The organism is Streptomyces sp. AK02-01A, assembly GCF_033795305.1.
GTDB lineage: Bacteria > Actinomycetota > Actinomycetes > Streptomycetales > Streptomycetaceae > Streptomyces.
Window position 1 is genome coordinate 1 of the sequence record NZ_JARBAE010000064.1, and the last position, 23,594, is coordinate 23,594.

The window sequence follows — 23,594 nt, forward strand, 5'->3', positions numbered from 1 at the left end:
ACCACCGCCCGCACCCACAACCCCCGCCGGACGGCGACACCGCACCCGCAACCCCCGCCGGACGGCGCACCTCACCGCAGCACCACCGCCTGACCCGCCACCACCAGCAGCACATGTTCGCACTCGGCCGCGACAGACGTGTTCAGCCGTCCCAGTTCGTCGCGGAAGCGGCGTCCGGAGGCGGTCGCCGGGACCACGCCCGAGCCCACCTCGTTCGTCACCGCGACGAGCGTGCGCCGGGTCTCCCGTACCGCCTCGGCCAGCTCTCCCGTCCGCTCCCGCAGCGCCTTCTCGCCGCCCGCGGCCCAGGCCGCGTCGTCCCACGCGTTCACCCGGTCCATCGCGTCCGTCAGCCACAGCGACAGACAGTCGATCAGCAGCGGCGGTCCCTCGTCCGCGAGCAGCGGTACGAGATCGCAGGTCTCGGCGGTGAGCCAGGAGGCGGGCCGGCGCTCGCGGTGCGCGCGGACCCGGGCCTCCCACTCCGCGTCGCCGGCGCGGCCGCCGCCGGTCGCCACGTACAGCACCCCGGGGAACGAGGCGAGCCGCCGCTCGGCCTCCCAGGATTTGCCGGAGCGGGTCCCGCCCGTCACCAGCGTGCGCCTCGGCACCTCCGGTGCGGGGTGGTACGCGCCGACCGTCAGCGTCGTCCCGTCCGGCACGGCCCGCGCGCCGGCCGCCGCGAGCCGCCGCTCCAGTTCGGCGCCGGGCGGCACGTCGTGGTCGAGATGGACGGCGATGACGTCGGTGAGCGGTCCGATCGCTCCGGCCGCCCGCAGCCGCGCCACCGCGTCGGGCCGGCCGACGACATCGGCGGCCACCATGTCGTACGGCGCCGGGGCCGTCCGGCTGCCGCTGTCGGGCGTCCCGGCCGGCGCTCCGCCCGGCGGGAGGTAGAGCAGCCGCTGGCCGCCGGGCGCCGTCACCTCGTATCCCGTGCCCGGCGTGTCCATCGCCAGCGCCCGCACCCGGTGGCCGCTGAGCAGCGTCAGCACCCGCCCGTCCGCCACCCGTCCCGCCGTGGGCAGTCCGGCGGGCAGCTCCACGGCGGGACCGTCGTGCGGGTGGGTGAGCAGCACTTGCCGTACACCGGCGAGCGAGTGCCCGGCACGGGCCGCGGCGAGCGCGGCTCCTGGTGTCAGGTCCAGCAGCAGGACGCCGTCCACCAGCAGCGCGGTCGCGGCGCGGGTCAGCTCGCCGCGGGCGGTCGCGCACGCGGCGCAGGGGCAGTGAGGGCGGGGGAGTCCGGCGGGGGCTCCGGTGCCGAGCAGAGTCAGTTCCACGGAGCTGATCCTCCCGTGTCGCCGCGTACGGTGCGCGCCCGGCTACGCTGCGGGCAGGAACTGATCAGTACGGCGGGACCCGGGAGGCGCACATGGCGTGGACGTGGCGGTTCGAGAAGTCCGACGGGACGGAGGTCTCGCCGGCGGTGGAGCCGGAGGAGTTCACCACGCAGGGGGACGCCGAGTCCTGGATCGGTGAGGTCTGGAAGGAGCTTCTGGAGGGAGGCGCCGAGCAGGTGCATCTGTTCGAGGACACCACCAAGATCTACGGTCCGATGAGCCTGCGGGCCGACGAGGGCTGACCGGCCGGGAGCGCCCGTGGGCCGGCCGGTCCGCGGGCGTGGCCGCCCGGGGTCTTACATCTCGCCGAGTTTCACCTCGGCGGTCTTCGTGTCGCCGCCGCGGACATAGGTCACCTTGACCTTCTGGCCCGGTTTGGCCGCCGCGAGCACCTCGGAGAGTGAGGTGATCGAGGTGACCGCGCTGTTGCCGACCTTGACGATGATGTCTCCGGTCCTGATTCCGGCCGCCGCGGCGGCGCTGCCCTTCAGGGTCTTGACGACCGCGACACCGGCCGGCTGGAGATTGTCGCCGAGCACGGTACGGCCGCTGATGCCCAGCGCGGCCCGGCCCGAGTTGGTGACCTTCCCGTTCTTGATGATCTGGTCGGCGACGGTCTTCACCATGGACACGGGAATCGCGAAGCCGATGCCCGGCGCGGCGCTGTCGCCCAGTTGCGGGTCGGTCGCGGCCAGGGTGGGGATGCCGATCACCTGGCTGTCCAGATTGACCAGGGCGCCGCCGCTGTTGCCCGGGTTGATCGCGGCCGAGGTCTGCACCATGTTGGGAATGGTGGCGCCCGTCCCGCCCGCCGGGCTCTCGCTGACGGTCCGCCCGACCGCCGAGACGATGCCCTGCGTGACGCTCCCGGAGAGTCCCAGCGGAGAGCCCATGGCGAGCACGATCTGACCGACCGCGACCTGGGACGTGTCGCCGAACTTCGCGGCCTTCAGGCCCTTCGGGACCTGCTCCAGCTTGATGACGGCGAGATCCTGCTGCGGGAAACTGGAGACCAGCCGGGCCTTCATCGGCTGCTCGCGGGTGGCCATCGTGACCGCGAAGGCCCTCTGTTTGCCGACGACATGGGCGTTGGTGACGATATGGCCCTGGTTGTCGTAGATGACGCCGGAGCCCAGACTGTTCCCGGCGTCGATCTGGACGACCGACGGCAGCACATTCCTGATGACGGTCTCGTAGTCGGTCTGGAGTTCGTTGGTGGAGCGCTGTGCGGCCGCGGCCTCGGTCGTGACGGCGGACGACGCACTGCCGGAGCCCGCCACTCCGGGGCCGGCGCAGCCGCCGGCCAGAGCGATCGCGCAGATCCCGGCGGTCAGGGTCAGCAGCCGGCGCGCGGGGCCGCGGCGAAGGGAGGCATCCATGCCCGGAGTATCCCTTTTATATGCTTAACGCTGCCTGTGGTGCGCCGCCGATCAGGGGGTGGACTCACCTTCCTCGAACGGACGCGTCCGCTCTCCGGTCGAAGGCCGTCCGACAGGCTCTCAGCCGCGGACGCCGCACAGATGCAGCAGCGCCGCGACCCGGCGATACGGGTCCGTGCGTCCCGCCCGGTCCTCCGCGGTCAGCAGCCGCTCCAGCTCGTCGCCGGCCGGCGGCTCCGCGTCGTCGGCGGCGCCGTCCGTGAAGACCCGTATCCCGTACCAGACGTGCAGCGGCGCGGCGATTCCCGCCAGCGTCGCGGTGAGCGCGTCCAGCCGGTCGGCACGCACCTGGACGCCCAGCCGGTTGGTGTACGTGTCCGTCTCGAAGGCGTGCAGCGCGCCGTCCCAGTCACCGGCCAGTCCGGGCCGCAGGGCGAGAGCGTCGGCGTTCCGTACGAGCAGGGACAGCAGCCCGCCCGGCGCCAGCATCCTGGCCAGGCCCGCGAGCATCGCGTCCGGCTCCTGGACATACATCAGCACACCGTGGCAGAGGACGACGTCGAAGCTGCCGGGCAGGAAGTGCACCCCGGTCTCCAGGCCGTCGCCCTCGATCAGGCGGACCCGCTCCCGTATGCCCGCCGGTTCGGTGGCGAGCGCCTGCTGGGCCGTGGCCAGCATTCCGGCGTCGGACTCCAGGCCCGTCACCGTGTGCCCGGCGCGCGCCAGCCGCAGGGCCTGAGTGCCCTGGCCCATCCCGACATCCAGCACACGCAGCCGCCGGCCGACCGGGAAACGCCCGGCTATCTGCTCGTCGAGCTGGCGGGCGACCAGCTCCTGACGGACGACATTGCGCAGCCCGCCGAGCCCCGCCAGCCAGTTCGCCGAGGCTCCGGCGAAACCGGAGACCTCCGTGCTCAGGGCCGCTCTCCGCGCTTGACCTGCGGCTTGGGAAGGCGCAGCCGGCGCATCTGGAGCGTACGCATCAGGCCGTAGGCCACGGCGCCACGCCTGGGAGTGTCCGGGAAGCGCTCGGCGAGCTGCTTCTTCAGCCGGAACGCGACACCGACCGAGTCGAGGACGATCAGCACGATGACACCGAGCCAGAGCAGCAGCGCGATGTTCTGCAGCGAGCCGACCCTGACCATGCTCAGCACCAGGATCACCACCGCCAGCGGCAGGAAGAACTCCGCCACGCAGAAGCGCGAGTCCACGAAGTCGCGGACGAAGCGGCGCACCGGGCCCTTGTCACGGGCCGGCAGATAACGCTCGTCACCGTTGGCCAGCGCCTCGCGCTGCCTGGCCAGATCCGCACGGCGGGTCTCGCGCTGGCGCTTCATGGCCGTCTTGCGGTCGGTCGGCGTCGTCGAGGCACGGCGTCGCTGCGACTGCGCCTCACTGCGCTTGGGGGTCGGGCGGCCCTTGGGGGCCTGCGGATTGCGGGTCTGCGTGGAGAGGTCCGCCGTCACCTGCGTGGCGGTGGCCTTCTCTTCCTTGGCGCGGCTACGGAACACAAGGCCCAAGGGTACGGGGTGCCGTGGTTGGGCCCCACCCCCGAGGGGAACGATCCCGCAACAGCCCGCGTCTTTATCTGCGACAGAGGGGACTTTGCCGCCGCTTTCCCTGAGGGACATCTACTCCTCGCGCCGCAGGGCGGGCCGGGATCAGTCGTCCTTGGGGATGAGCGCATCCGCACTCGAACAGTGCGGTAATAGAGGCAGGGCCCGTACTGTGGGTTCTGTTGGAGTGCTGGAGCCGGAGTCCGTCAGAAGGGGGCGCGCGAAGCCCATGAGCGGTGTGATGAAGCGTATGGGGATGATCTTCCGCGCGAAGGCAAACAAGGCCCTTGACCGGGCCGAGGATCCGCGCGAGACCCTTGATTACTCGTATCAGAAGCAGCTCGAACTGCTGCAGAAGGTGCGCCGCGGTGTGGCCGATGTGGCGACATCGCGCAAGCGCCTGGAGCTTCAGCTCAATCAGCTTCAGGGGCAGTCGACAAAGCTGGAGGACCAGGGCCGCAAGGCGCTGGCGCTCGGCCGGGAGGACCTGGCGCGGGAAGCGCTGTCCCGCCGCGCCGCGCTGCAGCAGCAGGTCACCGACCTGGAGACCCAGCACACGACGCTCCAGGGCGAGGAGGAGAAGCTCACGCTCGCGGCGCAGCGCCTCCAGTCCAAGGTCGACGCCTTCCGTACGAAGAAGGAGACCATCAAGGCCACGTACACCGCCGCGCAGGCGCAGACCCGGATCGGGGAGGCCTTCTCGGGCATCTCCGAGGAGATGGGCGACGTCGGCATGGCGATCCAGCGCGCGGAGGACAAGACCGCGCAGCTCCAGGCCCGGGCCGGCGCGATCGACGAGCTGCTCGCCTCCGGCGCCCTGGACGACCAGTCCGGGATGGCGAAGGACGACATCGCCGCCGAGCTGGACCGGATCTCCGGCGGTTCGGATGTCGAGCTTGAGCTCCAGCGCATGAAGGCGGAGCTGGCCGGCGGCTCGGCCCCGCAGCAGGCGATCGAGGGCGGCCCGGCCGACCAGCAGGACTCCCGGCCCGGTCCGCACAAGTTCGACAAGCAGTAAGGGACTCGTCATGATCGTACGGATCATGGGGGAGGGCCAGGTGAAGCTGGCGGACAGCCACTTCACCGAGCTGAACAGGCTCGACGACGAGCTGCTCGCCGAGGTCAGGGACGGCGACGGAGACGGCTTCCGCCGTACCTTCCACGCCCTGCTCGACAAGGTGCGCGAGCTCGGCGAGCCGCTGCCGGACGACTCCCTGGAACCGTCCGAACTGATCCTGCCCGCTCCGGGCGCGACCCTGGAAGAGGTCCGCGAGCTGCTGAACGACGAGGGCCTGATCCCGTCGGTCTGATCTCGCGGCGGCGTCCTCAGCCGTACTCCAGCCACTCCGGCAGTGCCCCGGCCCGCCAAGGCGCCGGGGCACCGCGCTGTCCGGACAGGACCCGCGAGAACCGGGCCCCGGCCACCGGCCGCAGTGGTCCGTCCGCCGCGACCCGTACCGTTGCTCGATGTGACCTCCCTCGGAACCGCGTTCGCCCACACCCGGTGCTGGGCGCGCGCGCATCCGCTCGCGCCCGACGGCGCTCTCGCCGCCGCGGTGCTCGTCTGCATGGTCGTCGGCTCGTTCGCCGATCCGCACGGCGGTCCCGGCGGTCCCGCCGGTCCCAGCTTCGGCACCCGTACGCCCGGGGCCGTCAGTGTCGTGCTCATGGTGCTCGGCGCCGCCGCGCTCGTCTTCCGCCGCCGCAAGCCGATGGCCGTCCTCGTCTGCACCGGCGCGGTGACCGCCGTCGAGCTGATCGCCTGCCATCCGCCGGCTCCCGTCGTCCTCAGCGCCGTCATCGCGCTCTACACCGTCGCCGCCCACACCGACCGTCCCACCACCTGGCGGGTCGGCCTCGCCACGATGACCGTGCTCACCGCGGTCGCGATGCTCTTCAGCTCAGGCCCCTGGTACGCCCAGGACAACTTGGCGATCTTCGCCTGGACCGGCATGGCGAGCGCCGCCGGAGATGCCGTACGGAGCCGTCGCGCCTTCATCGACGCCATACGCGAGCGGGCCGAGCGCGCCGAACGCACCCGCGAGGAGGAGGCCCGCCGCCGGGTCGCCGAGGAACGCCTGCGGATCGCCCGGGATCTGCACGATGTCGTCGCCCACCACATAGCCCTGGTCAACGTGCAGGCCGGCGTCGCCGCCCATGTCATGGACAAGCGTCCCGACCAGGCCAAGGAAGCCCTCTCGCATGTGCGGGAGGCCAGCCGCTCCGCGCTCAACGAACTGCGCGCCACCGTCGGCCTGCTCCGCCAGTCCGGCGACCCGGAGGCGCCCACCGAACCGGCTCCCGGCCTCGCCCACCTCGACGGACTGCTCGACACCTTCCGCAACGCCGGACTGCCGGTGCGGTACGCGGCGGCCGAGGGGCTTGCCGAAGGCAACGTCCGCTTCCCGGCCGCCGTCGACCTCGCCGCGTACCGGATCGTCCAGGAGGCCCTGACCAATGTGCGCAAGCACGCCGGCCCCGGCGCCAAGGCCGAGGTCAGCGTCGTACGGGTCGGGCCCACCGCCGAGATCACCGTGCTGGACAACGGCGCGGGCACGGGCGAGCCCGCCGACGGCGGCGGCCACGGCCTCATCGGCATGCGCGAACGCGTCACCGCGCTGGGCGGCACCCTCACCGCCGGACCCCGCTACGGCGGCGGCTTCCGTGTGCAGGCGATACTGCCGATACTGCCGGCCGCGGCCCGTACGGGGGAGAACGCATGACGATCAGGGTGCTGCTCGCCGACGACCAGACGCTGCTGCGCAGCGCGTTCCGGGTGCTGGTGGACTCGGAGCCGGACATGGAGGTCGTCGGAGAAGCCGCCGACGGCGCCCAGGCCGTCGCTCTCGCGCGCTCCGCCAGGGCCGATGTCGTCCTGATGGACATCCGGATGCCCGGCACCGACGGCCTCGCCGCCACCCGCATGATCAGCGCCGACCCGGACCTCGCCGGGGTGCGGGTCGTCATGCTGACGACCTTCGAGGTCGACGAGTACGTGGTCCAGTCGCTGCGCGCCGGAGCCTCGGGCTTCCTCGGCAAGGGCGCGGAACCGGTCGAGCTGCTCAACGCCATCCGGATCGCGGCGGCCGGTGAGGCGCTGCTCTCGCCCGCCGCGACGAAGGGCCTCATCGCGACCTTCCTCGCCCAGGCCGGTTCGGCGGACGCGGCGGACTCCGCGGTCTACTCCGAGCGGCTGGACGCGCTCACCGTCCGCGAGCGCGAGGTCCTCGTCCAGGTCGCGGGCGGCCATCCCAACGACGAGATCGCGGAGCGCCTGGCGGTCAGCCCGCTGACAGTGAAGACCCATGTGAACCGCGCCATGGCGAAACTCGGCGCCCGAGACCGTGCGCAATTGGTGGTAATCGCCTACGAATCGGGCCTGGTACGTCCAAGGGTGGAGTGAGCGCCCACCTCCTCGTACTCCAGGCGCGGTATGCGGCTGGTAAGGAAATGGACCTGGGGCCTACAAAACGCCCCGTTCGCATGGCTGATCGTATAGAGGGGCCGCTGTGCCCATCCGTAGACGAGTCACCCGAGCCGGTCCGTCCGCGGCCGGACCGGCCGTAACGGGGCCGCCCGGAGACGGGTCGCCGCGCCCACCTGCCGTGCACACCACAGAAGAGAGACCCCCAATGTCCTGGCTGTCAAGATTCAGCCTCGCGCAACGGGCCCTGACAGGGCTGATTTCGATCATCGCGATCGTCTTCGGAGCGATCGCGATACCCCAGCTCAAGCAGCAGTTGCTGCCTTCCATCGAACTCCCGATGGTGTCGGTGCTCGCTCCCTACCAGGGCGCCTCCCCCGATGTGGTCGAGAAGCAGGTCGTCGAGCCGCTTGAGAACTCGCTGAAGTCCGTCGACGGCATCAGCGGTGTCACCTCCACGGCGAGCGAGGGCAACGCCCTCGTCATGGCCGGCTTCGACTTCGGGGACGAGGGCACCAAGCAGCTCGTCGCCGATGTCCAGCAGGCCGTGAACCGGGTCAGGAGCCAGCTTCCCGAGGGCGTCGACCCGCAGGTCGTGGCCGGCTCGACGGACGACATCCCGACCGTCGTCCTCGCCGTCACCTCCGACAAGGACCAGCAGGCGCTCGCCGACCAGCTCGACCGTTCGGTCGTGCCGTCGCTGGAGAGCATCGACGGCGTGGGCCAGGTCTCCGTCGACGGTGTGCGCGACCTCCAGGTCTCCGTCACTCCCGACGACAAGAAGCTCGCCGCGGCGGGCCTGAACACCATGGCGCTCTCCGAGGCCCTCAGGGCCGGTGGCGCGACCGTCCCGGCGGGTTCGTTCGCCGAGGACGGCAAGAGCCGCACCGTGCAGGTCGGCGGCGGCTTCACCTCGCTGAAGCAGATCGAGGACCTGCGGATCACGCCCCAGGCGGGTGGCGCGGGCGGGTCCGGCCAGGACGTCCGGCCGGTACGCCTCGGTGACATCGCGACCGTCGAGCAGAAGCCGGCCGCCGCGACCTCCCTGACCCGTACGAACGGCAAGCCGAGCCTCGCGGTCCTCGTCACCATGGACAAGGACGGCAGCGCCGTCGCCATCTCGAACGGCGTCCAGGACAGACTGGACGACCTGCGCAAGGACCTCGGCTCCGGCGCCACCCTCACCGTCGCCAGCGACCAGGGCCCCGCCGTCTCCAAGTCGATCTCCGGACTGACCACCGAGGGCGCGCTCGGCCTGGTCTTCGCGGTCATCGTGATCCTGGTCTTCCTGGCCTCGATCCGGTCCACGCTGGTCACCGCGATCTCCATTCCGCTCTCCGTCGTCCTCGCGCTGATCGTGCTGTGGACGCGTGACCTCTCTCTCAACGTCCTCACCCTCGGCGCGCTGACCATCGCGATCGGCCGTGTCGTCGACGACTCGATCGTCGTCCTGGAGAACATCAAGCGGCATCTCAGCTACGGCGAGGAGCGGGAGAGCGCCATCCTCACCGCGGTCAAGGAGGTCGCGGGCGCGGTCACCTCGTCCACGCTCACCACCGTCGCGGTGTTCCTGCCCATCGGTCTGGTGGGCGGCATCGTCGGCGAACTGTTCGGTTCGTTCTCGCTGACGGTGACGGCGGCGCTGCTGGCCTCGCTGCTCGTCTCGCTGACCGTCGTCCCGGTCTTCTCGTACTGGTTCCTCCGGGCGCCGAAGGAAGCGCTCGGGATCGACCCGGACGAGGCACGCCGTCTCGCGGAGGAGAAGGAGAACGGCAGCCGGCTGCAGCGGCTGTATGTGCCGGTGCTGCGCTTCGCGACCCGTCGCCGCCTCACCAGCGTGGGTATCGCGGTGGTCGTCCTGCTCGCCACCTTCGGCATGGCGCCGCTGCTCAAGACCAACTTCTTCGACCAGGGCGACCAGGAGGTCCTCTCCCTCAAGCAGGAGCTGCCTCCGGGCACCAGCCTGGAGTCGGCCGACGCCTCCGCGAAGAAGGTCGAGAAGGTCCTCGCCGGCATCGACGAGATCAAGGACTACCAGGTCACCGTCGGTTCCTCCGGCTTCCTGGCGGCCTTCGGCGGCGGTTCGGGAGCCAACCAGGCCTCGTACCAGGTGACCTTGAAGGACGCCGCCACGTACACGGACACCCAGGACCGGATCGAGAAGGATCTCGCCAAGCTCGACGGCATCGGCGAGACGACGATCTCCTCGGGCGGCGGCTTCGGCAGCCAGGACCTGAGCGTCGTGGTGAAGGCGTCCGACGGAGACACCCTCGACAAGGCGGCGGCCCAGGTCCGGGACGCCGTCGCGAAGCTCGACGACGTCACGGACGTGCAGAGCGACCTGTCACAGAGCGTCCCGCGCATCTCGGTCAAGGCGAACACCAAGGCCGCGGACGCCGGGTTCAACGACGCCACGCTCGGCGCCGCCGTCGCCCAGGCGGTGCGCGGCACCACCTCGGGCAAGGCGGTCCTCGACGACACCGAGCGCGATGTCGTCATCACCTCGGCCAAGCCGGCCACGACCATCGCCGAGCTGAAGGACCTGCCGCTCGGAGCGGTGAAGCTCGGGCAGATCGCCGATGTGAAGCTGGTTCCCGGACCGGTCTCGATGACCCGGATCGACGGCGCCCGCGCCGCGACGATCACCGCGCGGCCGACCGGCGACAACACCGGCGCGGTGAGCGCCTCGCTCCAGTCGAAGATCGACGCGCTGGACCTGCCGTCCGGCGCGACCGCGTCCATCGGCGGTGTCTCGCAGGACCAGGACGACGCCTTCGTCAATCTGGCGCTCGCCATGCTGGCGGCCATCGCGATCGTCTTCATGCTGCTGGTCGGGACCTTCCGGTCGCTGATCCAGCCGCTGATCCTGCTGGTCTCCATCCCGTTCGCGGCGACGGGCGCGCTCGGCCTGCTGCTCCTGACCGGCACTCCGATGGGCGTCCCGGCGATGATCGGCATGCTGATGCTGATCGGCATCGTGGTCACCAACGCGATCGTGCTGATCGACCTGATCAACCAGTACCGGAAGCAGGGCCTGGGCGTTGTCGAGGCGGTCGTCGAGGGCGGCCGTCACCGGCTCCGTCCGATCCTGATGACGGCGCTGGCGACGATCTTCGCGCTGCTGCCGATGGCGCTCGGAATCACGGGCGAGGGCGGCTTCATCGCGCAGCCGCTGGCGGTCGTGGTGATCGGCGGTCTGATCACCTCGACGGTGCTGACGCTGCTGCTGGTGCCGACGCTGTACGCGATGGTGGAGCTGCGCAAGGAGCGCCGCGCGAAGAAGAAGGCGGCGAAGTCGCAGCCGAAGCAGGGGCCGGCCCCGGCTCCCGAGCGCGACCCGGAACCGGCCAACGTCTGACGCCGTCGCCGGCGGCCCGGTCACGGGTCGCCGGCCGCGCGTCCTCACGCGTCCGCTGCCCCGGCCTCCGTGGAGGCCGGGGCAGCGGCATGACCTGGCCCGCGCGGAAGGGTCCGGATACGCGAGTCCCTCGCCCGCCGGCCCGCCACCGCCGCGGCCACCGCCGCCAGGACCGCACACAGGGCCATGCCCATGAACACCGGCACCGCCGTATCGCCGCCGCCCATTCCCACCAGCGGCGCCACCACCGCTCCGAGCGCGCTCTGCGCCGTGCCGAGCAGCGCCGAACCCGTACCCGCCGAGGCCGGCACCCGCGCGATCGCGAGTGACGCGGCGTTCGCGAACACCAGGCCGAGACCGCCGCACATCAGCGCGACCAGCGGCAGACAGACCGCGACCGTCAGCGCGCCCGCCAAGGTGACGGCCAGCAGCGTGACCGGGGCCGTGGCCACCGCGTACAGGCCGATGCGCAGCAGCCGTTCCGGAGCGACCCGGCCCACCAGTCTCGCCGTTGTCGCGCCGGACAGCGCCGCGACCACCGCGCCGCCGGAGAAGGCCACGGAGGAGGCGCCGACGCTCAGTCCCAGCACGTTCTGCAGCAGGAACGGCGATCCCGCGATGTAGCAGAAGAGCGCGCCGAAGGCGAAGGCGAAGGTGAGCGTGTAACCGACATACGCGCCGTCGCTCACGACGTCGCGCGCCGCCCGCAGCAACTCCCTGCCGCCGCCCGTCCGGCGCCGTGCCTTCGGCAGGCTCTCCGGTACGGCGGCCACCACGACGAGGACGGCCAGCAGCGCCACCCCGCCCAGTCCCCAGAACACGCCTCGCCATCCGGCCACGCCGATCACGGCGCCACCGGCGAGCGGTGCGAGGACCGGTGCCAGGCCGGACAGCGTCATCAGTACGGCGAACAGCCGCGCCGCCGCCGCTCCTTCGGCCACGTCCGAGATCACCGCCCGCCCGATCACCACTCCGGCCGCGCCGCTGAATCCGGCGGCGAAACGGAGGACGATCAGCCAGCCCGGCGACGGGGCCACCGCGCACAGCGTGGTGGCCACGGCGCACACCGCCGCTCCCGCGAGCAGCGGCCCGCGCCGTCCGTACCGGTCGGAGAGCGGGCCGAAGACAAGATGACCGAGCGTCATCCCGACCAGGAACGCGGTGAGGGTGAGCTGCACACCGGACGCGTCCGTGCCCAGTTCCACGGCCATCCGCGGAAAGGCGGGCAGATACATGTCGGTCGACAACGGGCCGACGAAACAGAGCAGGACGAGTGCGGCGGTGAGCCGGGACATGGCGCCAGAACCTCCGGTATCGGGACGGAAGGGAACGACCGCGACACACGGGATTGCTGGAGCGTCATGGCGCTCCGGGAACCGGCTTCCGAGGCGGAGCAGGGCAGGGGCCGTGCTCAGGAACGCCCGGGCGGTGACTTCCGTACAGAACCGTAGACGACGTCAGCGGCGGCCCGCAATGAAGCGGGTCGCCGCTGACCACCGGTCACCGGGTTACGGCAGCGCCAGCATCCGCTCCAGCGCGAGCTGGGCGAAGTCCGCTGTCTTCTTCTCGACCTGGATGCGGTTGACCTCGTTGCCCTCGGCCAGCGATTCCAGCGTCCAGACCAGATGCGGCAGATCGATCCGGTTCATGGTGGAGCAGAAGCAGACCGTCCTGTCGAGGAAGACGATCTCCTTGTCCTCCGAGGCGAAACGGTTCGCCAGTCGCTGTACGAGGTTCAGCTCCGTGCCGATCGCCCACTTGGACCCGGCCGGCGCCGCCTCCAGCGCCTTGATGATGTACTCCGTCGAGCCGACATAGTCCGCGGCCGTCACGACCTCGTGCTTGCACTCGGGATGCACCAGCACGTTCACTCCCGGGATCCGCTCCCGTACGTCCCGCACGGAGTCCAGCGAGAAGCGCCCGTGCACGGAGCAGTGGCCGCGCCACAGGATCATCTTCGCGTCGCGCAGCTCCCGCTCCGTCAGCCCGCCGTTCGGCTTGTGCGGGTTGTAGAGGACGCAGTCCTCCAGGGACATTCCCAGGTCCCGCACCGCGGTGTTGCGCCCGAGATGCTGGTCGGGAAGGAAGAGCACCTTCTCGCCCTGCTCGAAGGCCCAGTTCAGCGCGCGCTCGGCGTTCGAGGACGTACAGATCGTGCCGCCGTGCTCGCCGGTGAACGCCTTGATGTCGGCGGAGGAGTTCATGTACGAGACGGGCACGACCTGGTCGGCTATGCCTGCCTCGGTCAGTACGTCCCAGCACTCCGCGACCTGCTCGGCCGTGGCCATGTCGGCCATGGAGCAGCCCGCCGCGAGGTCGGGCAGCACGACCTTCTGGTCGTCCGAGGTGAGGATGTCGGCCGACTCGGCCATGAAGTGCACGCCGCAGAAGACGATGTACCGCGCCTCGGGCCGCGCCGCCGCGTCCCGGGCCAGCTTGAAGGAGTCGCCGGTGACATCCGCGAACTGGATGACCTCGTCGCGCTGGTAGTGGTGACCGAGGACGAACACCTTGTCCCCGAGCTTCTCCTTCGCCGCGCGGGCGCGCTCCACCAGTGCCGGATCGGACGGTGAGGGCAGATCGCCGGGACACTCCACGCCGCGCTCGCTCCGCGGGTCGGCCTCGCGGCCGAGCAGCAGCAGAGCGAGGGGCGTCGGCTGGACGTCGAGATCCTGACGGGGTTGGGCGGTGGTCACGTCACGCACCCTTTCTTCTTGCGAACGAGCCTTCTCGTCTAATTGACGCTATCTATCATAACCCCTTCACGTCACTTTGACGCGGGCGATAGCGTCGATGTGACGCATTCCCGGGAGGCCGCCCCATGCCTTCCGGAGGTCCGGTGTGCGAGCATGAGGAAGGGGAAAGACAAGCGCCGTGGCCCCGGAATGAATCCGTGGCCGCGCCGGTTGAACTGTCGGCAAGCAGTCCGTACAACCCGGGAGAGAAGCAGATGTCCGTATCGGACGAGACCACCACCGTGAGCGACGGCATCCTCCTGTCCGACGCCGCCGCGGGCAAGGTCAAGGCCCTGCTGGACCAGGAAGGCCGGGACGACCTGGCGCTGCGTGTCGCCGTTCAGCCCGGTGGCTGCTCCGGCCTGCGCTACCAGTTGTTCTTCGACGAGCGCTCCCTCGACGGCGATGTCGTCAAGGACTTCGGCGGAGTCAAGGTCGTCACCGACCGGATGAGCGCTCCGTACCTGGGCGGCGCCTCCATCGACTTCGTCGACACGATCGAGAAGCAGGGCTTCACGATCGACAACCCGAACGCCACGGGCTCGTGCGCCTGCGGTGACTCCTTCAGCTAAAAGCGCGTACGCGGAAGGCGGCGGCCCCAGACCGGGACCGCCGCCTTCCGCGTAGCTGGACGGACACGGGAGTAGCTGGACGGACACGGACACGCGTCAGCTCGGCGGCAGCTTCTCGCCCGTACGCCCGTCCACCACCAGCCGGTCGCCCAGCGGCCTGTCCAGCGTCACCGACACGGTCTGGAACTTCGCCAGTGCCACGCAGACCGTGTCCGGAGCCGGCTCGGCCATGGCCACCTTGACCTTCACCGCCGTGCCGCCCTCGTCCGCCGACGCCGAGTAGGGACTGCACACTCCACCCGAGAAACGCAGGGTGAGGACCCGCCCGTCCACGCTGTACGAGATGACATCGGCGAACGCGCCGGGACGGGAGCCCGCGGAACCACCGGGCGCCCGGCCGCGCGGCGGCGCCGGCTCCTTCAGAAACCGGGGCGCCAGCGCGGGCTGAGTGACCGTGTACGGCTGGGCGCCGCCACCGGGCGCCACCTCGAACAGCCAGGACGGTACGAGCACCGCCCGTCCGTCCACGGAGTGCGGCGCCAGTCCGAAGACCGCCTTGCCGATCTCCATCGTCTTCGGCGCGGCACTGCCCCGCGGCCCGCACGGAGCCGCCGGCCTCGCGTCGTCCAGCGGCATGGCCGTCGCACAGCCGCCGAGCCGGCCGCTGCCGGCGGCCGCCTTGTTCAGCGCCTTCAGCGCCTCGTCCGCACCGACCACCGGATACGAGTCGCCCGGCTCGGGCGCCGTCAGCTTTCCGCTGCCGCCCGCCACGCGGCCGTCCGCACCCACCTGAATCCCGGTCGACCAGCCGTAGGTGGGCAGCCCGCCGACCACCGGATCCGCGTTCACCACCCGCACCGCGCCCATCAGCTGGCGGGCGTCCAGCCCGGCATCCTCCTGGCCCAGCGCCTTGAGCACGGGAGCCGCCGCCTTCTTCGCCGCCGCCTCGCTCACGGCACGGCCCGCGTCACCGGAAGCCGGACCGGCTCCGGAGCCACCGCCTCCGTCGCTCGGACAGCTCTTGCCCCGGAGGCAGTTGTCGCTGCCCGGCGACGGCCTGAAGCGGGCGAACGTCCAGGCGCCCGGTGCCTGCCGCTCGACCCGCAGCAGCGGACCCGAACCGTCCTTCTCCGTACCGACCTTCCAGACCGTCCCGTCCAGCCTCGGCGCGCCGGCCACGCCGAGCGCGCGGGCCAGCCGGGCCACCTCGGCCGCGGCGATCTCGCCGTTCGTGCGGTGCACCCGGGCCGAGCCGGGACCGTCGGGCAGCTCGCCCCTGGCGCGGTAGGTGACCCCGCTCGGATCGGGCTCGCCGGGCGCGATACCGGGCGGCTCCGCGGAGCCGGATCCGCCGGCCGGAGTGTCGAGCGCGAGCGGTGGCGGAGCGCCGTCACCTCCGGGCTCACCGCTCCCGCCGTCCGCACCGCCACCGGCGGCGCTCGTGGCGAAATAGACGCCACCGCCTCCGGCGACCAGTACCGCGGCCGTGACGGCGGCGACGGCGAGCGGCGAACGCCGCCTCCGCCGGGGGCCGGCACCGGATGTGCTCTCGTGGGGCCGCTCTGTGCTGGTCACCGCTGCGCTCCTTCGACTGCGTGTCGTCCCATGCCGTCCCTGCCGTGTCCCGGATCCCCTGGGCGGGGACAGCGATGGGACGGAACGGAGGAGCGCGCGGTTCCCGGAGCGTGAAGGCCCGGCGCGTCAGCCGCCGTATTCCGTCATGTCCTCGACCAGCCGCGCGGAGGCGGCCGGCACGATGACGCCGTGAATCAGAGACGGCGGCACCGGCGGGCAAGCGGGCGCGGCCGGCACGGTCCAGTGCGGTGCCATCCGCGCGCAGGCCCGCGCAGCTCCGCCAGGCTCGTCCCGGAGTCGTACGAAGCGGCCGCACGCGAAACGGTGTGGTTCGGCATACCTGCACCGTACGCACCGTACGCGCGGTTCGCCTTGTGGAGAACGCCCGGCTATGAGCCACTTCGGGGTCTTAGGTGGCGCCGCCCCGGACCCGGTAGCGTGAACTGTCAACCGTTCTTCCTCATCAGGAGCGTTCACGCCGTGCGAATCGCAGTCACCGGCTCCATCGCCACCGACCATCTGATGACCTTTCCCGGCCGCTTCGCCGACCAACTGGTCGCCGAGCAGCTTCACACGGTCTCTCTCTCCTTCCTCGTCGACAACCTCGATGTGCGCAGGGGCGGTGTCGGAGCGAACATCTGCTTCGGCATGGGTCAGCTCGGTACGCGTCCCATCCTGGTCGGCGCGGCCGGCTCGGACTTCGACGAGTACCGCGCCTGGCTCGACCGCCACGGCGTCGACACGGCCTCGGTCCGGATCTCCGAGGTGCTCCACACCGCGCGGTTCGTCTGCACCACGGACGCCGACCACAACCAGATCGGCTCCTTCTACACGGGCGCGATGAGCGAGGCCCGGCTGATCGAGCTGAAGAAGGTCGGAGACCGGGTCGGCGGTCTCGACCTGGTCCTGATCGGCGCGGACGACCCGGAGGCGATGCTCCGCCACACCGAGGAGTGCCGTACCCGCGCCATCCCGTTCGCGGCGGACTTCTCGCAGCAGATCGCGCGCATGACCGGTGACGACATCCGCACTCTGCTCGACGGCGCCACCTATCTCTTCTCGAACGAGTACGAGAAGGGACTCATCGAGTCCAAGACCGGCTGGACCGACGAGGAGATCCTCTCCAGGGTCGGCCACCGCGTGACGACCCTCGGCAAGCGAGGCGTCCGGATCGACCGCGCCGGCCAGGAGCCGATCGAGGTCGGCTGCCCGGAGGAGGACGCCAAGGCCGACCCGACCGGTGTCGGCGACGCCTTCCGCGCCGGCTTCCTGTCCGGTCTCGCGTGGGGCGTCAGCCTGGAGCGCGCGGCCCAGGTCGGCTGCATGCTGGCCACGCTGGTGATCGAGACGGTGGGCACACAGGAGTACACGCTGGCCCGCAACCACTTCATGGACCGCTTCACCAAGGCGTACGGCCATGACGCGGCGGCCGAGGTCCAGGCCCATCTGAGCTGACGGGCCGCCGCCGGCCGCTCACACGCTCCCGGTCACACGCTCTCGCTCACACGATCTAGGACACCCGGCGGACCACATAGGCGACACCGTGGTCCGCCGGCTGCTCACCCACATACTCCTGGCCGCGCATCTCGCACCACGCCGGAATGTCCAGCCGCGCCGCCTCGTCGTCCGAGAGGACCGTCACCGTCCCGCCCACCGGCACCTCACCGAACACCTTGGCCAGCTCGATCACCGGGATCGGGCAGCGCAGGCCGAGCGTGTCCAGCACGAGGGCCGGCGTCTGCGCGGACCCCACGGCCGACACCGGCGCGCCGAGCTGTTCGCGAACGCCGGACACCGCGGCGGGCAGCACCTCCAGGAACCGGTCCACCGCCGCCTCCGGCGTACCGAGCGGGAGCGAGACCCGCACATTGCCCTCCGACAGCACGCCCATCGCCCGCAGCACATGGCTCGGGGTCAGGGTGCTGCTGGTGCACGAGGAGCCGGAGGAGACCGAGAAGTCCGCCCGGTCCAGCTCGTGCAGCAGCGCCTCTCCGTCGACATAGAGACAGGAGAAGGTGACGAGATGAGGGAGCCGGCGCTCCGGATCACCCACCACCTCGACATCGGGCACCAGCTCCGGGACCCGGGCCCTGATCCGGTCCACCAGCGCCCGCAGCCGCACCGCCTCGTCCGCGGCCTCCGCGCGCACCGCCCGCAGCGAGGCCACGGCCGCCACGATCGCCGGAATGTTCTGGAAGCCCGCCACCCGCCCCGACTCCCGCTCGTCCGCCGGGCCTTGCGGAGCGAAGCGGACTCCCTTGCGTACGGCGAGCACACCGACGCCCGCCGGCCCGCCCCACTTGTGCGCGCTCGCGGTCAGCAGCGACCAGGCGCCCTCCACCGGGCCCCATCCCAGCGACTGCGCCGCGTCCACCAGCAGCGGGACGCCGATGCCGCGGCACGCCTCGGCCACCGCGACGACCGGCTGCTCCGTTCCCACCTCGTGATTGGCGGACTGGAGACAGGCCAGCGCGGTGTCCTCGCGCAGCGCCCGGGCGTACATGTCCGGCGACACCGCTCCGTAACGGTCCACCGGGACCTCGGTCACCGCGCCGCCGGTCGCGGCCTCATGGGCCGCCGCCGCGTGGAGCACCGAGGAGTGCTCCACGGCGGACACCACCACATGCCGACCGGTACGGCGGCGGCCCGCGAGCGCTCCGGACATTCCGGCATGCACCGCATAAGTCCCCGAAGGAGTGAATACCAGCTCGTCGGGCCGGCAGCCCACCGCCTCCGCGGCGGCTTCCCGGGCCGCGTCCAGCAGCAGCACGGCCCGGCGTCCCTCCCGGTAGAGCCTGGCGGGGTCGGCCCAGCCCTCGTCCAGAGATGCCTGGAGGGCCTGACGGGCGACAGGGTGCAGCGGGGCGGAGGACGCGGCGTCGAAGTAGGGCACGCGACCACGCTAATCCCTCTCCGGCACGTCATGCCTGGTCCGGGCGGCCCGGACCAGACGTCAGAAGTCTCCCGGAAGCGGCCGTTCCACCCCTTCGGGGTGCCGGGCGGCGCGTTGGGCACCCTCCCCGCGCGGCCCCAAAACGCGTCCAGTAGGGTTTGGTCCGCATAAACATCCAAACCCCTGCCCGCGTCAGGGCCGGCGACCGACCGAGACGGCCGCAGCCGGCCGCGCGGGCGAGACTCTCGGGAAGGCGCTACGTGAGTCCCAACGGCTCCGACCGCTCGTCGCGGCGCCCGATGCGGCGGAAGCTGCCGCAGGTGCTGACTGCGGGCCTGATCCTGGCGACCGCCACCGGGTGCACATACAAGGATTTCCCCCGCCTTGGTATGCCCACCCCAGTGACGGAAGAGGCCCCGCGGATCCTCTCCCTCTGGCAGGGCTCGTGGGCGGCAGCGCTCGTCACGGGCGCACTGGTGTGGGGTCTGATCCTCTGGAGCGTCATCTTCCACCGGCGCAGCCGTACCAAGGTGGAGGTACCTCCGCAGACCCGGTACAACATGCCCATCGAGGCGCTGTACACCGTGGTCCCGCTCATCATCGTCTCGGTGCTCTTCTACTTCACCGCGCGTGACGAGTCGAAGCTCCTCACTCTCTCCGACAAGCCGGCCCACACCGTGAACGTGGTCGGCTACCAGTGGAGCTGGGGCTTCAACTACATCGAGGACGTGGACGGCAATCCCGCCACGGGTACCAAGATCCCCTCGCAGCTCGATGCCATCCCCAACAGGTTCCAGAAGGACTTCCCGAAGGGCGCGGACGGTGTCTATGACGCCGGCGTACCGGGCACACGGAACCCGCAGACCGGCAATCCGGGTCCGACGCTGTGGCTTCCCAAGGGTGAGAGAGTCCGCTTCATCCTGACGTCTCGTGATGTCATCCACTCCTTCTGGGTGGTGCCGTTCCTGATGAAGCAGGACGTCATTCCGGGTCACACCAACTCCTTCGAAGTGACCCCGAACCAGGAGGGCACCTTCCTGGGCAAGTGCGCCGAGCTCTGCGGCGTCGACCACTCCCGGATGCTCTTCAACGTCAAGGTGGTCTCCCCGGAGCGCTACCAGCAGCACCTGGAAGAGCTGGCCAAGCAGGGCCAGAACGGCTACATCCCGTCGGGCATCGCGCAGACGGATCCGGCCAGGAATGCGGAGACGAACAAACTGTGAGCATCCTCAACGAATCCCAGGGTGCCGCCGCAGCGATCAACGGCTCGTACGAGCGTGAGCTGCCGGTACGGCGCAAGCAGCCGGGCAATGTCGTCGTGAAGTGGCTGACCACCACCGATCACAAGACGATCGGCACGATGTACCTGATCACGTCGTTCGCGTTCTTCTGCATCGGCGGTCTGATGGCGCTCTTCATGCGCGCCGAACTGGCCCGTCCCGGTACGCAGATCATGTCGAACGAGCAGTTCAACCAGGCGTTCACGATGCACGGCACGATCATGCTGCTGATGTTCGCGACGCCGCTGTTCGCCGGATTCGCGAACTGGATCATGCCGCTGCAGATCGGCGCGCCCGATGTGGCGTTCCCGCGGCTGAACATGTTCGCCTACTGGCTCTACCTCTTCGGCTCGCTCATCGCGGTGGCCGGCTTCCTCACCCCGCAGGGCGCCGCCGACTTCGGCTGGTTCGCCTATGCCCCGCTGTCGGACGCGGTCCGTTCGCCGGGTGTCGGCGCCGACATGTGGATCATGGGTCTGGCCTTCTCCGGCTTCGGCACGATCCTCGGCTCCGTCAACTTCATCACCACGATCATCTGCATGCGGGCTCCCGGCATGACGATGTTCCGGATGCCGATCTTCACCTGGAACGTGCTGCTGACCGGTGTGCTGGTCCTGCTCGCCTTCCCGGTGCTGGCCGCGGCGCTGTTCGCGCTGGAGGCGGACCGTAAATTCGGCGCGCACGTGTTCGACGCCGCCAATGGCGGTTCCCTGCTGTGGCAACACCTCTTCTGGTTCTTCGGCCATCCAGAGGTGTACATCATCGCTCTGCCGTTCTTCGGCATCGTCTCCGAAGTGATCCCGGTCTTCAGCCGCAAGCCGATGTTCGGTTACATCGGCCTGATCGCGGCGACCATCTCCATCGCGGGTCTCTCGGTGACGGTGTGGGCGCACCACATGTATGTGACCGGCGGTGTGCTACTGCCGTTCTTCTCCTTCATGACCTTCCTGATCGCGGTACCGACCGGTGTGAAGTTCTTCAACTGGGTCGGCACCATGTGGAAGGGCTCACTGTCCTTCGAGACACCGATGCTCTGGACGATCGGCTTCCTGGTCACCTTCCTCTTCGGTGGCCTCACCGGCGTCATCCTGGCGTCGCCGCCGATGGACTTCCATGTCTCCGACTCGTACTTCGTCGTCGCGCACTTCCACTACGTCGTCTTCGGCACCGTGGTATTCGCGATGTTCGCCGGATTCCATTTCTGGTGGCCGAAGTTCACCGGCAAGATGCTGGACGAACGGCTCGGGAAGATCACCTTCTGGACGCTGTTCATCGGTTTCCACGGCACCTTCCTGGTGCAGCACTGGCTGGGCGCGGAAGGTATGCCGCGGCGTTACGCGGACTATCTCGCCGCCGACGGTTTCACCACGCTGAACACCATTTCCACGATCAGTTCCTTCCTGCTCGGTCTGTCGATCCTGCCGTTCTTCTACAACGTCTGGAAGACCGCCAAGTACGGCAAAAAGGTCGAGGTGGACGACCCGTGGGGTTACGGCCGTTCGCTTGAATGGGCGACGTCCTGCCCGCCGCCGCGGCACAACTTCGTCACGCTGCCGCGCATCCGCTCGGAATCCCCGGCGTTCGATCTGCACCACCCGGAGATCGCCGCGCTCGACCAGCTTGAGAACGTCGGCCACGGCGTCGGTTCCGAAGCCCTCGTCGGTGGCAAGGAGGCCGGGAAGTGAGTATCCAGGGCAAGCTCTTCCTCTGGCTGAGCGTCTTCATCCTGATCGTCGCCGCCGTCTACGGCGTGTGGTCGAAGGAGCCGGCCGGTACGACGGCGCTCTTCCTGGCCTTCGGGCTGAGCGTCATGATCGGCTTCTATCTGGCCTTCACCGCTCGCCGGGTGGACGCCATGGCCCAGGACAACAAGGAGGCCGATGTCGCGGACGAGGCCGGCGAGGTGGGGTTCTTCGCCCCGCACAGCTGGCAGCCGTTCTCGCTCGCCATCGGCGGTGCGCTCGGCTTCCTCGGTGTCGCGATCGGCTGGTGGCTGCTCTACTTCTCGGCGCCGCTGATCCTGATCGGTCTCTGGGGCTGGGTCTTCGAGTTCTACCGCGGTGAGAACCAGAACCAGTAGAACGACGCGTCATAGCAAGAACGAGAGGCCCGGGCACCCCGAAGGGGGGTCCGGGCCACCCGTTTGCCTCACTCGTCGTGCTGCGGGTGGCGAATCTTCTTACCGTGTGATCATGAACCACACGCCACGCTTCCGCACCGTCCTCAGTTGCGCCCTGCTGGCCATGTCCCTGGTGGCGGGCGCGACTGCGTGCGGTGACGGTGACAGCAAACGTCACCCGCTCTCCGCGAAGCCATCCAGTAGCGCCGCCGCGGGCAAGATTGTCTTCAGCGGCCCCACAGGCAAGACCAAGGCGGACCCCAACAAGCCTCTTGAGGTCACCGCCAGGACTGGTGACGGCCGCATCACGGACGTCACCGCCATCGATACGAAGGGCCACTATCTGGCGGGCGAGCTGGCCGCCGACGGCACACGCTGGCACTCCACGGCGGCGCTGGCGGCCGGTACCCGCTACACGGTCAAGGTGGCCACCGAGAGCAAGAAGGGCGCCTCCGGCACCCGGACACTCTCCTTCGACACGCGCCCCGCCAAGAAGAAGCTGGAGGTCGAATTCGGCCCTGAGGCGGGCGAGTACGGCGTGGGACAGCCCCTCACCGCCACGCTCAGCGAGCCGGTCAAGTCAAAGGCGGCCAGGGACGTCGTCGAACGCGCCCTCACGGTCCGCTCCACACCCTCCGCGGAGGGCGGAGCCTGGTACTGGGTGGACGACACCGAGCTGCACTACCGTCCCAAGGAGTACTGGCCCGCCAACTCGGTCATCACGGCGAGCAGCAACCTCGACGGTGTGCGGGTGAGCAACAAGCTGTACGGCGCCGCCACCAAGCCGCTCAAACTGGAGATCGGCGACCGGGTCGAGGCCATCGCCGACGCCAGCTCGCACTACATGACGGTCCTCGTCAACGGGGAAGAGATCAACAACATCCCGATCACCACGGGCAAGCCCGGATTCTCCACCCGCAACGGCGTCAAGGTCGTGCTGGGCCAGGAGTACTACGTACAGATGCGCGGCACCAGCGTCGGCATCGGCGGCAGTGAGGGCTACAACCTGCCCGTCTACTACGCGACCCGCGTCACCTGGAGTGGTGAGTACGTCCACGCCGCACCGTGGTCCGTCGGCTCGCAGGGCGTCGCCAACGTCAGCCACGGCTGCGTCGGCATGTCCACCGCCAACGCGGCCTGGTTCTTCGAGACCTTCCGCCAGGGTGACCTCGTCGAGGTCATCAACAGCGCGGGCGACTACATGGAGGACTTCGGCAACGGCTTCGGCGACTGGAACGTGGACTGGGACGAGTGGCGCGAGGGCAGCGTCCTCCAGGCCGGGACCAGGGAAGGCAGCAGCCCCGTCGACTACGCGCGGCTGCGCCCCTCGATCTGATCCCGGTCCCGACCGCTTCGCGGA

Annotated in this window: 20 protein-coding genes and 1 pseudogene; 12 read left to right on the top strand and 9 right to left on the bottom strand. The window is 70.1% G+C overall.

All coding sequences use genetic code 11. The features are described from left to right. Nucleotides 1-71: 71 nt before the first annotated feature. Nucleotides 72-1,283: a bifunctional adenosylcobinamide kinase/adenosylcobinamide-phosphate guanylyltransferase gene (locus tag PV679_RS33500; protein ID WP_319684747.1), complete on the bottom strand. Its 1,212-nt coding sequence runs from the start codon at nucleotides 1,281-1,283 to the stop codon at nucleotides 72-74. A 92-nt stretch (nucleotides 1,284-1,375) separates the two neighbouring features. On the opposite strand from PV679_RS33500, the gene PV679_RS33505 reads away from it, so the two are divergent. Further along, nucleotides 1,376-1,585, top strand: coding sequence for a hypothetical protein (locus tag PV679_RS33505; protein WP_319684748.1), 210 nt, complete (start codon nucleotides 1,376-1,378; stop codon nucleotides 1,583-1,585). Nucleotides 1,586-1,639: 54 nt separating this feature from the next. Here the strand turns inward: PV679_RS33505 and PV679_RS33510 are convergent, their stop codons facing one another. The 3 genes from PV679_RS33510 to PV679_RS33520 all read right to left on the bottom strand — a co-directional run bounded on the left by PV679_RS33510 (nucleotide 1,640) and on the right by PV679_RS33520 (nucleotide 4,233). After that, entirely contained in the window at nucleotides 1,640-2,722 is a 1,083-nt protein-coding gene (locus PV679_RS33510; RefSeq protein WP_319684750.1) for a S1C family serine protease, read from the bottom strand. A gap of 120 nt (nucleotides 2,723-2,842) precedes the next feature. Further along, complete coding sequence (locus PV679_RS33515) at nucleotides 2,843-3,595, bottom strand: class I SAM-dependent methyltransferase (protein ID WP_319684787.1); 753 nt, start codon at nucleotides 3,593-3,595, stop codon at nucleotides 2,843-2,845. A gap of 41 nt (nucleotides 3,596-3,636) precedes the next feature. After that, nucleotides 3,637-4,233 carry a DUF3043 domain-containing protein gene (locus PV679_RS33520; protein ID WP_319684752.1) on the bottom strand — a complete coding sequence of 199 codons (597 nt, stop codon included), beginning with the start codon at nucleotides 4,231-4,233 and terminating at the stop codon, nucleotides 3,637-3,639. A 274-nt stretch (nucleotides 4,234-4,507) separates the two neighbouring features. On the opposite strand from PV679_RS33520, the gene PV679_RS33525 reads away from it, so the two are divergent. From PV679_RS33525 to PV679_RS33545, 5 genes are all read left to right on the top strand, one after another. Beyond that, nucleotides 4,508-5,296: a PspA/IM30 family protein gene (locus tag PV679_RS33525; protein WP_319684753.1), complete on the top strand. Its 789-nt coding sequence runs from the start codon at nucleotides 4,508-4,510 to the stop codon at nucleotides 5,294-5,296. A 10-nt stretch (nucleotides 5,297-5,306) separates the two neighbouring features. Then, nucleotides 5,307-5,588 carry a PspA-associated protein PspAA gene (gene pspAA / locus PV679_RS33530; RefSeq protein WP_319684755.1) on the top strand — a complete coding sequence of 94 codons (282 nt, stop codon included), beginning with the start codon at nucleotides 5,307-5,309 and terminating at the stop codon, nucleotides 5,586-5,588. 159 nt (nucleotides 5,589-5,747) lie between these two features. Then, nucleotides 5,748-7,001, top strand: a complete 1,254-nt coding sequence (locus PV679_RS33535) for a sensor histidine kinase (RefSeq protein WP_319684757.1) — start codon at nucleotides 5,748-5,750, stop codon at nucleotides 6,999-7,001. Then, on the top strand, nucleotides 6,998-7,681 hold the full coding sequence (locus PV679_RS33540) for a response regulator transcription factor (RefSeq protein WP_319684759.1): 684 nt from the start codon (nucleotides 6,998-7,000) through the stop codon (nucleotides 7,679-7,681). Before PV679_RS33535 ends, PV679_RS33540 begins: the two co-directional genes overlap by 4 nt. Before the next feature lie 229 nt (nucleotides 7,682-7,910). Then, the gene (locus tag PV679_RS33545; protein WP_319684760.1) at nucleotides 7,911-11,060 is read left to right on the top strand and encodes an efflux RND transporter permease subunit; all 3,150 of its coding nucleotides are present in this window, start codon (nucleotides 7,911-7,913) and stop codon (nucleotides 11,058-11,060) included. 44 nt (nucleotides 11,061-11,104) lie between these two features. Here PV679_RS33545 and PV679_RS33550 read toward each other — a convergent pair whose 3' ends face one another. Then, nucleotides 11,105-12,355 (bottom strand): multidrug effflux MFS transporter, encoded by a 1,251-nt coding sequence (locus PV679_RS33550; protein ID WP_319684762.1) that lies wholly within the window; start codon nucleotides 12,353-12,355, stop codon nucleotides 11,105-11,107. A 213-nt stretch (nucleotides 12,356-12,568) separates the two neighbouring features. Further along, nucleotides 12,569-13,765 carry a quinolinate synthase NadA gene (nadA, locus tag PV679_RS33555; RefSeq protein WP_319684764.1) on the bottom strand — a complete coding sequence of 399 codons (1,197 nt, stop codon included), beginning with the start codon at nucleotides 13,763-13,765 and terminating at the stop codon, nucleotides 12,569-12,571. 245 nt (nucleotides 13,766-14,010) lie between these two features. Between nadA and PV679_RS33560 the strand changes: the two genes are divergently transcribed. Beyond that, a complete protein-coding gene (locus PV679_RS33560; protein ID WP_030355429.1) occupies nucleotides 14,011-14,367 on the top strand; it encodes a HesB/IscA family protein in 357 nt (118 codons plus the stop codon). Between the two features lie 96 nt (nucleotides 14,368-14,463). Here the strand turns inward: PV679_RS33560 and PV679_RS33565 are convergent, their stop codons facing one another. Together PV679_RS33565 and PV679_RS33570 are read right to left on the bottom strand one after the other, a co-directional pair. Next, nucleotides 14,464-15,942 (bottom strand): hypothetical protein, encoded by a 1,479-nt coding sequence (locus PV679_RS33565; protein ID WP_319684766.1) that lies wholly within the window; start codon nucleotides 15,940-15,942, stop codon nucleotides 14,464-14,466. Nucleotides 15,943-16,068: 126 nt separating this feature from the next. Beyond that, nucleotides 16,069-16,280 (bottom strand): annotated as a pseudogene (locus tag PV679_RS33570) (hypothetical protein). A gap of 142 nt (nucleotides 16,281-16,422) precedes the next feature. On the opposite strand from PV679_RS33570, the gene PV679_RS33575 reads away from it, so the two are divergent. Beyond that, nucleotides 16,423-17,397 (top strand): carbohydrate kinase family protein, encoded by a 975-nt coding sequence (locus PV679_RS33575; protein ID WP_319684768.1) that lies wholly within the window; start codon nucleotides 16,423-16,425, stop codon nucleotides 17,395-17,397. A 55-nt stretch (nucleotides 17,398-17,452) separates the two neighbouring features. On the opposite strand, the gene PV679_RS33580 is transcribed toward PV679_RS33575, so the two are convergent. Further along, nucleotides 17,453-18,835, bottom strand: a complete 1,383-nt coding sequence (locus PV679_RS33580) for a cysteine desulfurase/sulfurtransferase TusA family protein (RefSeq protein WP_319684769.1) — start codon at nucleotides 18,833-18,835, stop codon at nucleotides 17,453-17,455. 260 nt (nucleotides 18,836-19,095) lie between these two features. Between PV679_RS33580 and coxB the strand changes: the two genes are divergently transcribed. From coxB to PV679_RS33600, 4 genes are all read left to right on the top strand, one after another. Further along, the gene (gene coxB, locus PV679_RS33585) at nucleotides 19,096-20,058 is read left to right on the top strand and encodes a cytochrome c oxidase subunit II (protein WP_319684771.1); all 963 of its coding nucleotides are present in this window, start codon (nucleotides 19,096-19,098) and stop codon (nucleotides 20,056-20,058) included. Beyond that, entirely contained in the window at nucleotides 20,055-21,800 is a 1,746-nt protein-coding gene (ctaD, locus tag PV679_RS33590; RefSeq protein ID WP_319684772.1) for a cytochrome c oxidase subunit I, read from the top strand. Before coxB ends, ctaD begins: the two co-directional genes overlap by 4 nt. Then, the gene (locus tag PV679_RS33595; protein ID WP_319684773.1) at nucleotides 21,797-22,195 is read left to right on the top strand and encodes a cytochrome c oxidase subunit 4; all 399 of its coding nucleotides are present in this window, start codon (nucleotides 21,797-21,799) and stop codon (nucleotides 22,193-22,195) included. Before ctaD ends, PV679_RS33595 begins: the two co-directional genes overlap by 4 nt. 112 nt (nucleotides 22,196-22,307) lie before the next feature. Next, nucleotides 22,308-23,570 carry a L,D-transpeptidase gene (locus PV679_RS33600; RefSeq protein ID WP_319684775.1) on the top strand — a complete coding sequence of 421 codons (1,263 nt, stop codon included), beginning with the start codon at nucleotides 22,308-22,310 and terminating at the stop codon, nucleotides 23,568-23,570. The last annotated feature ends 24 nt before the right edge of the window (nucleotides 23,571-23,594 follow it).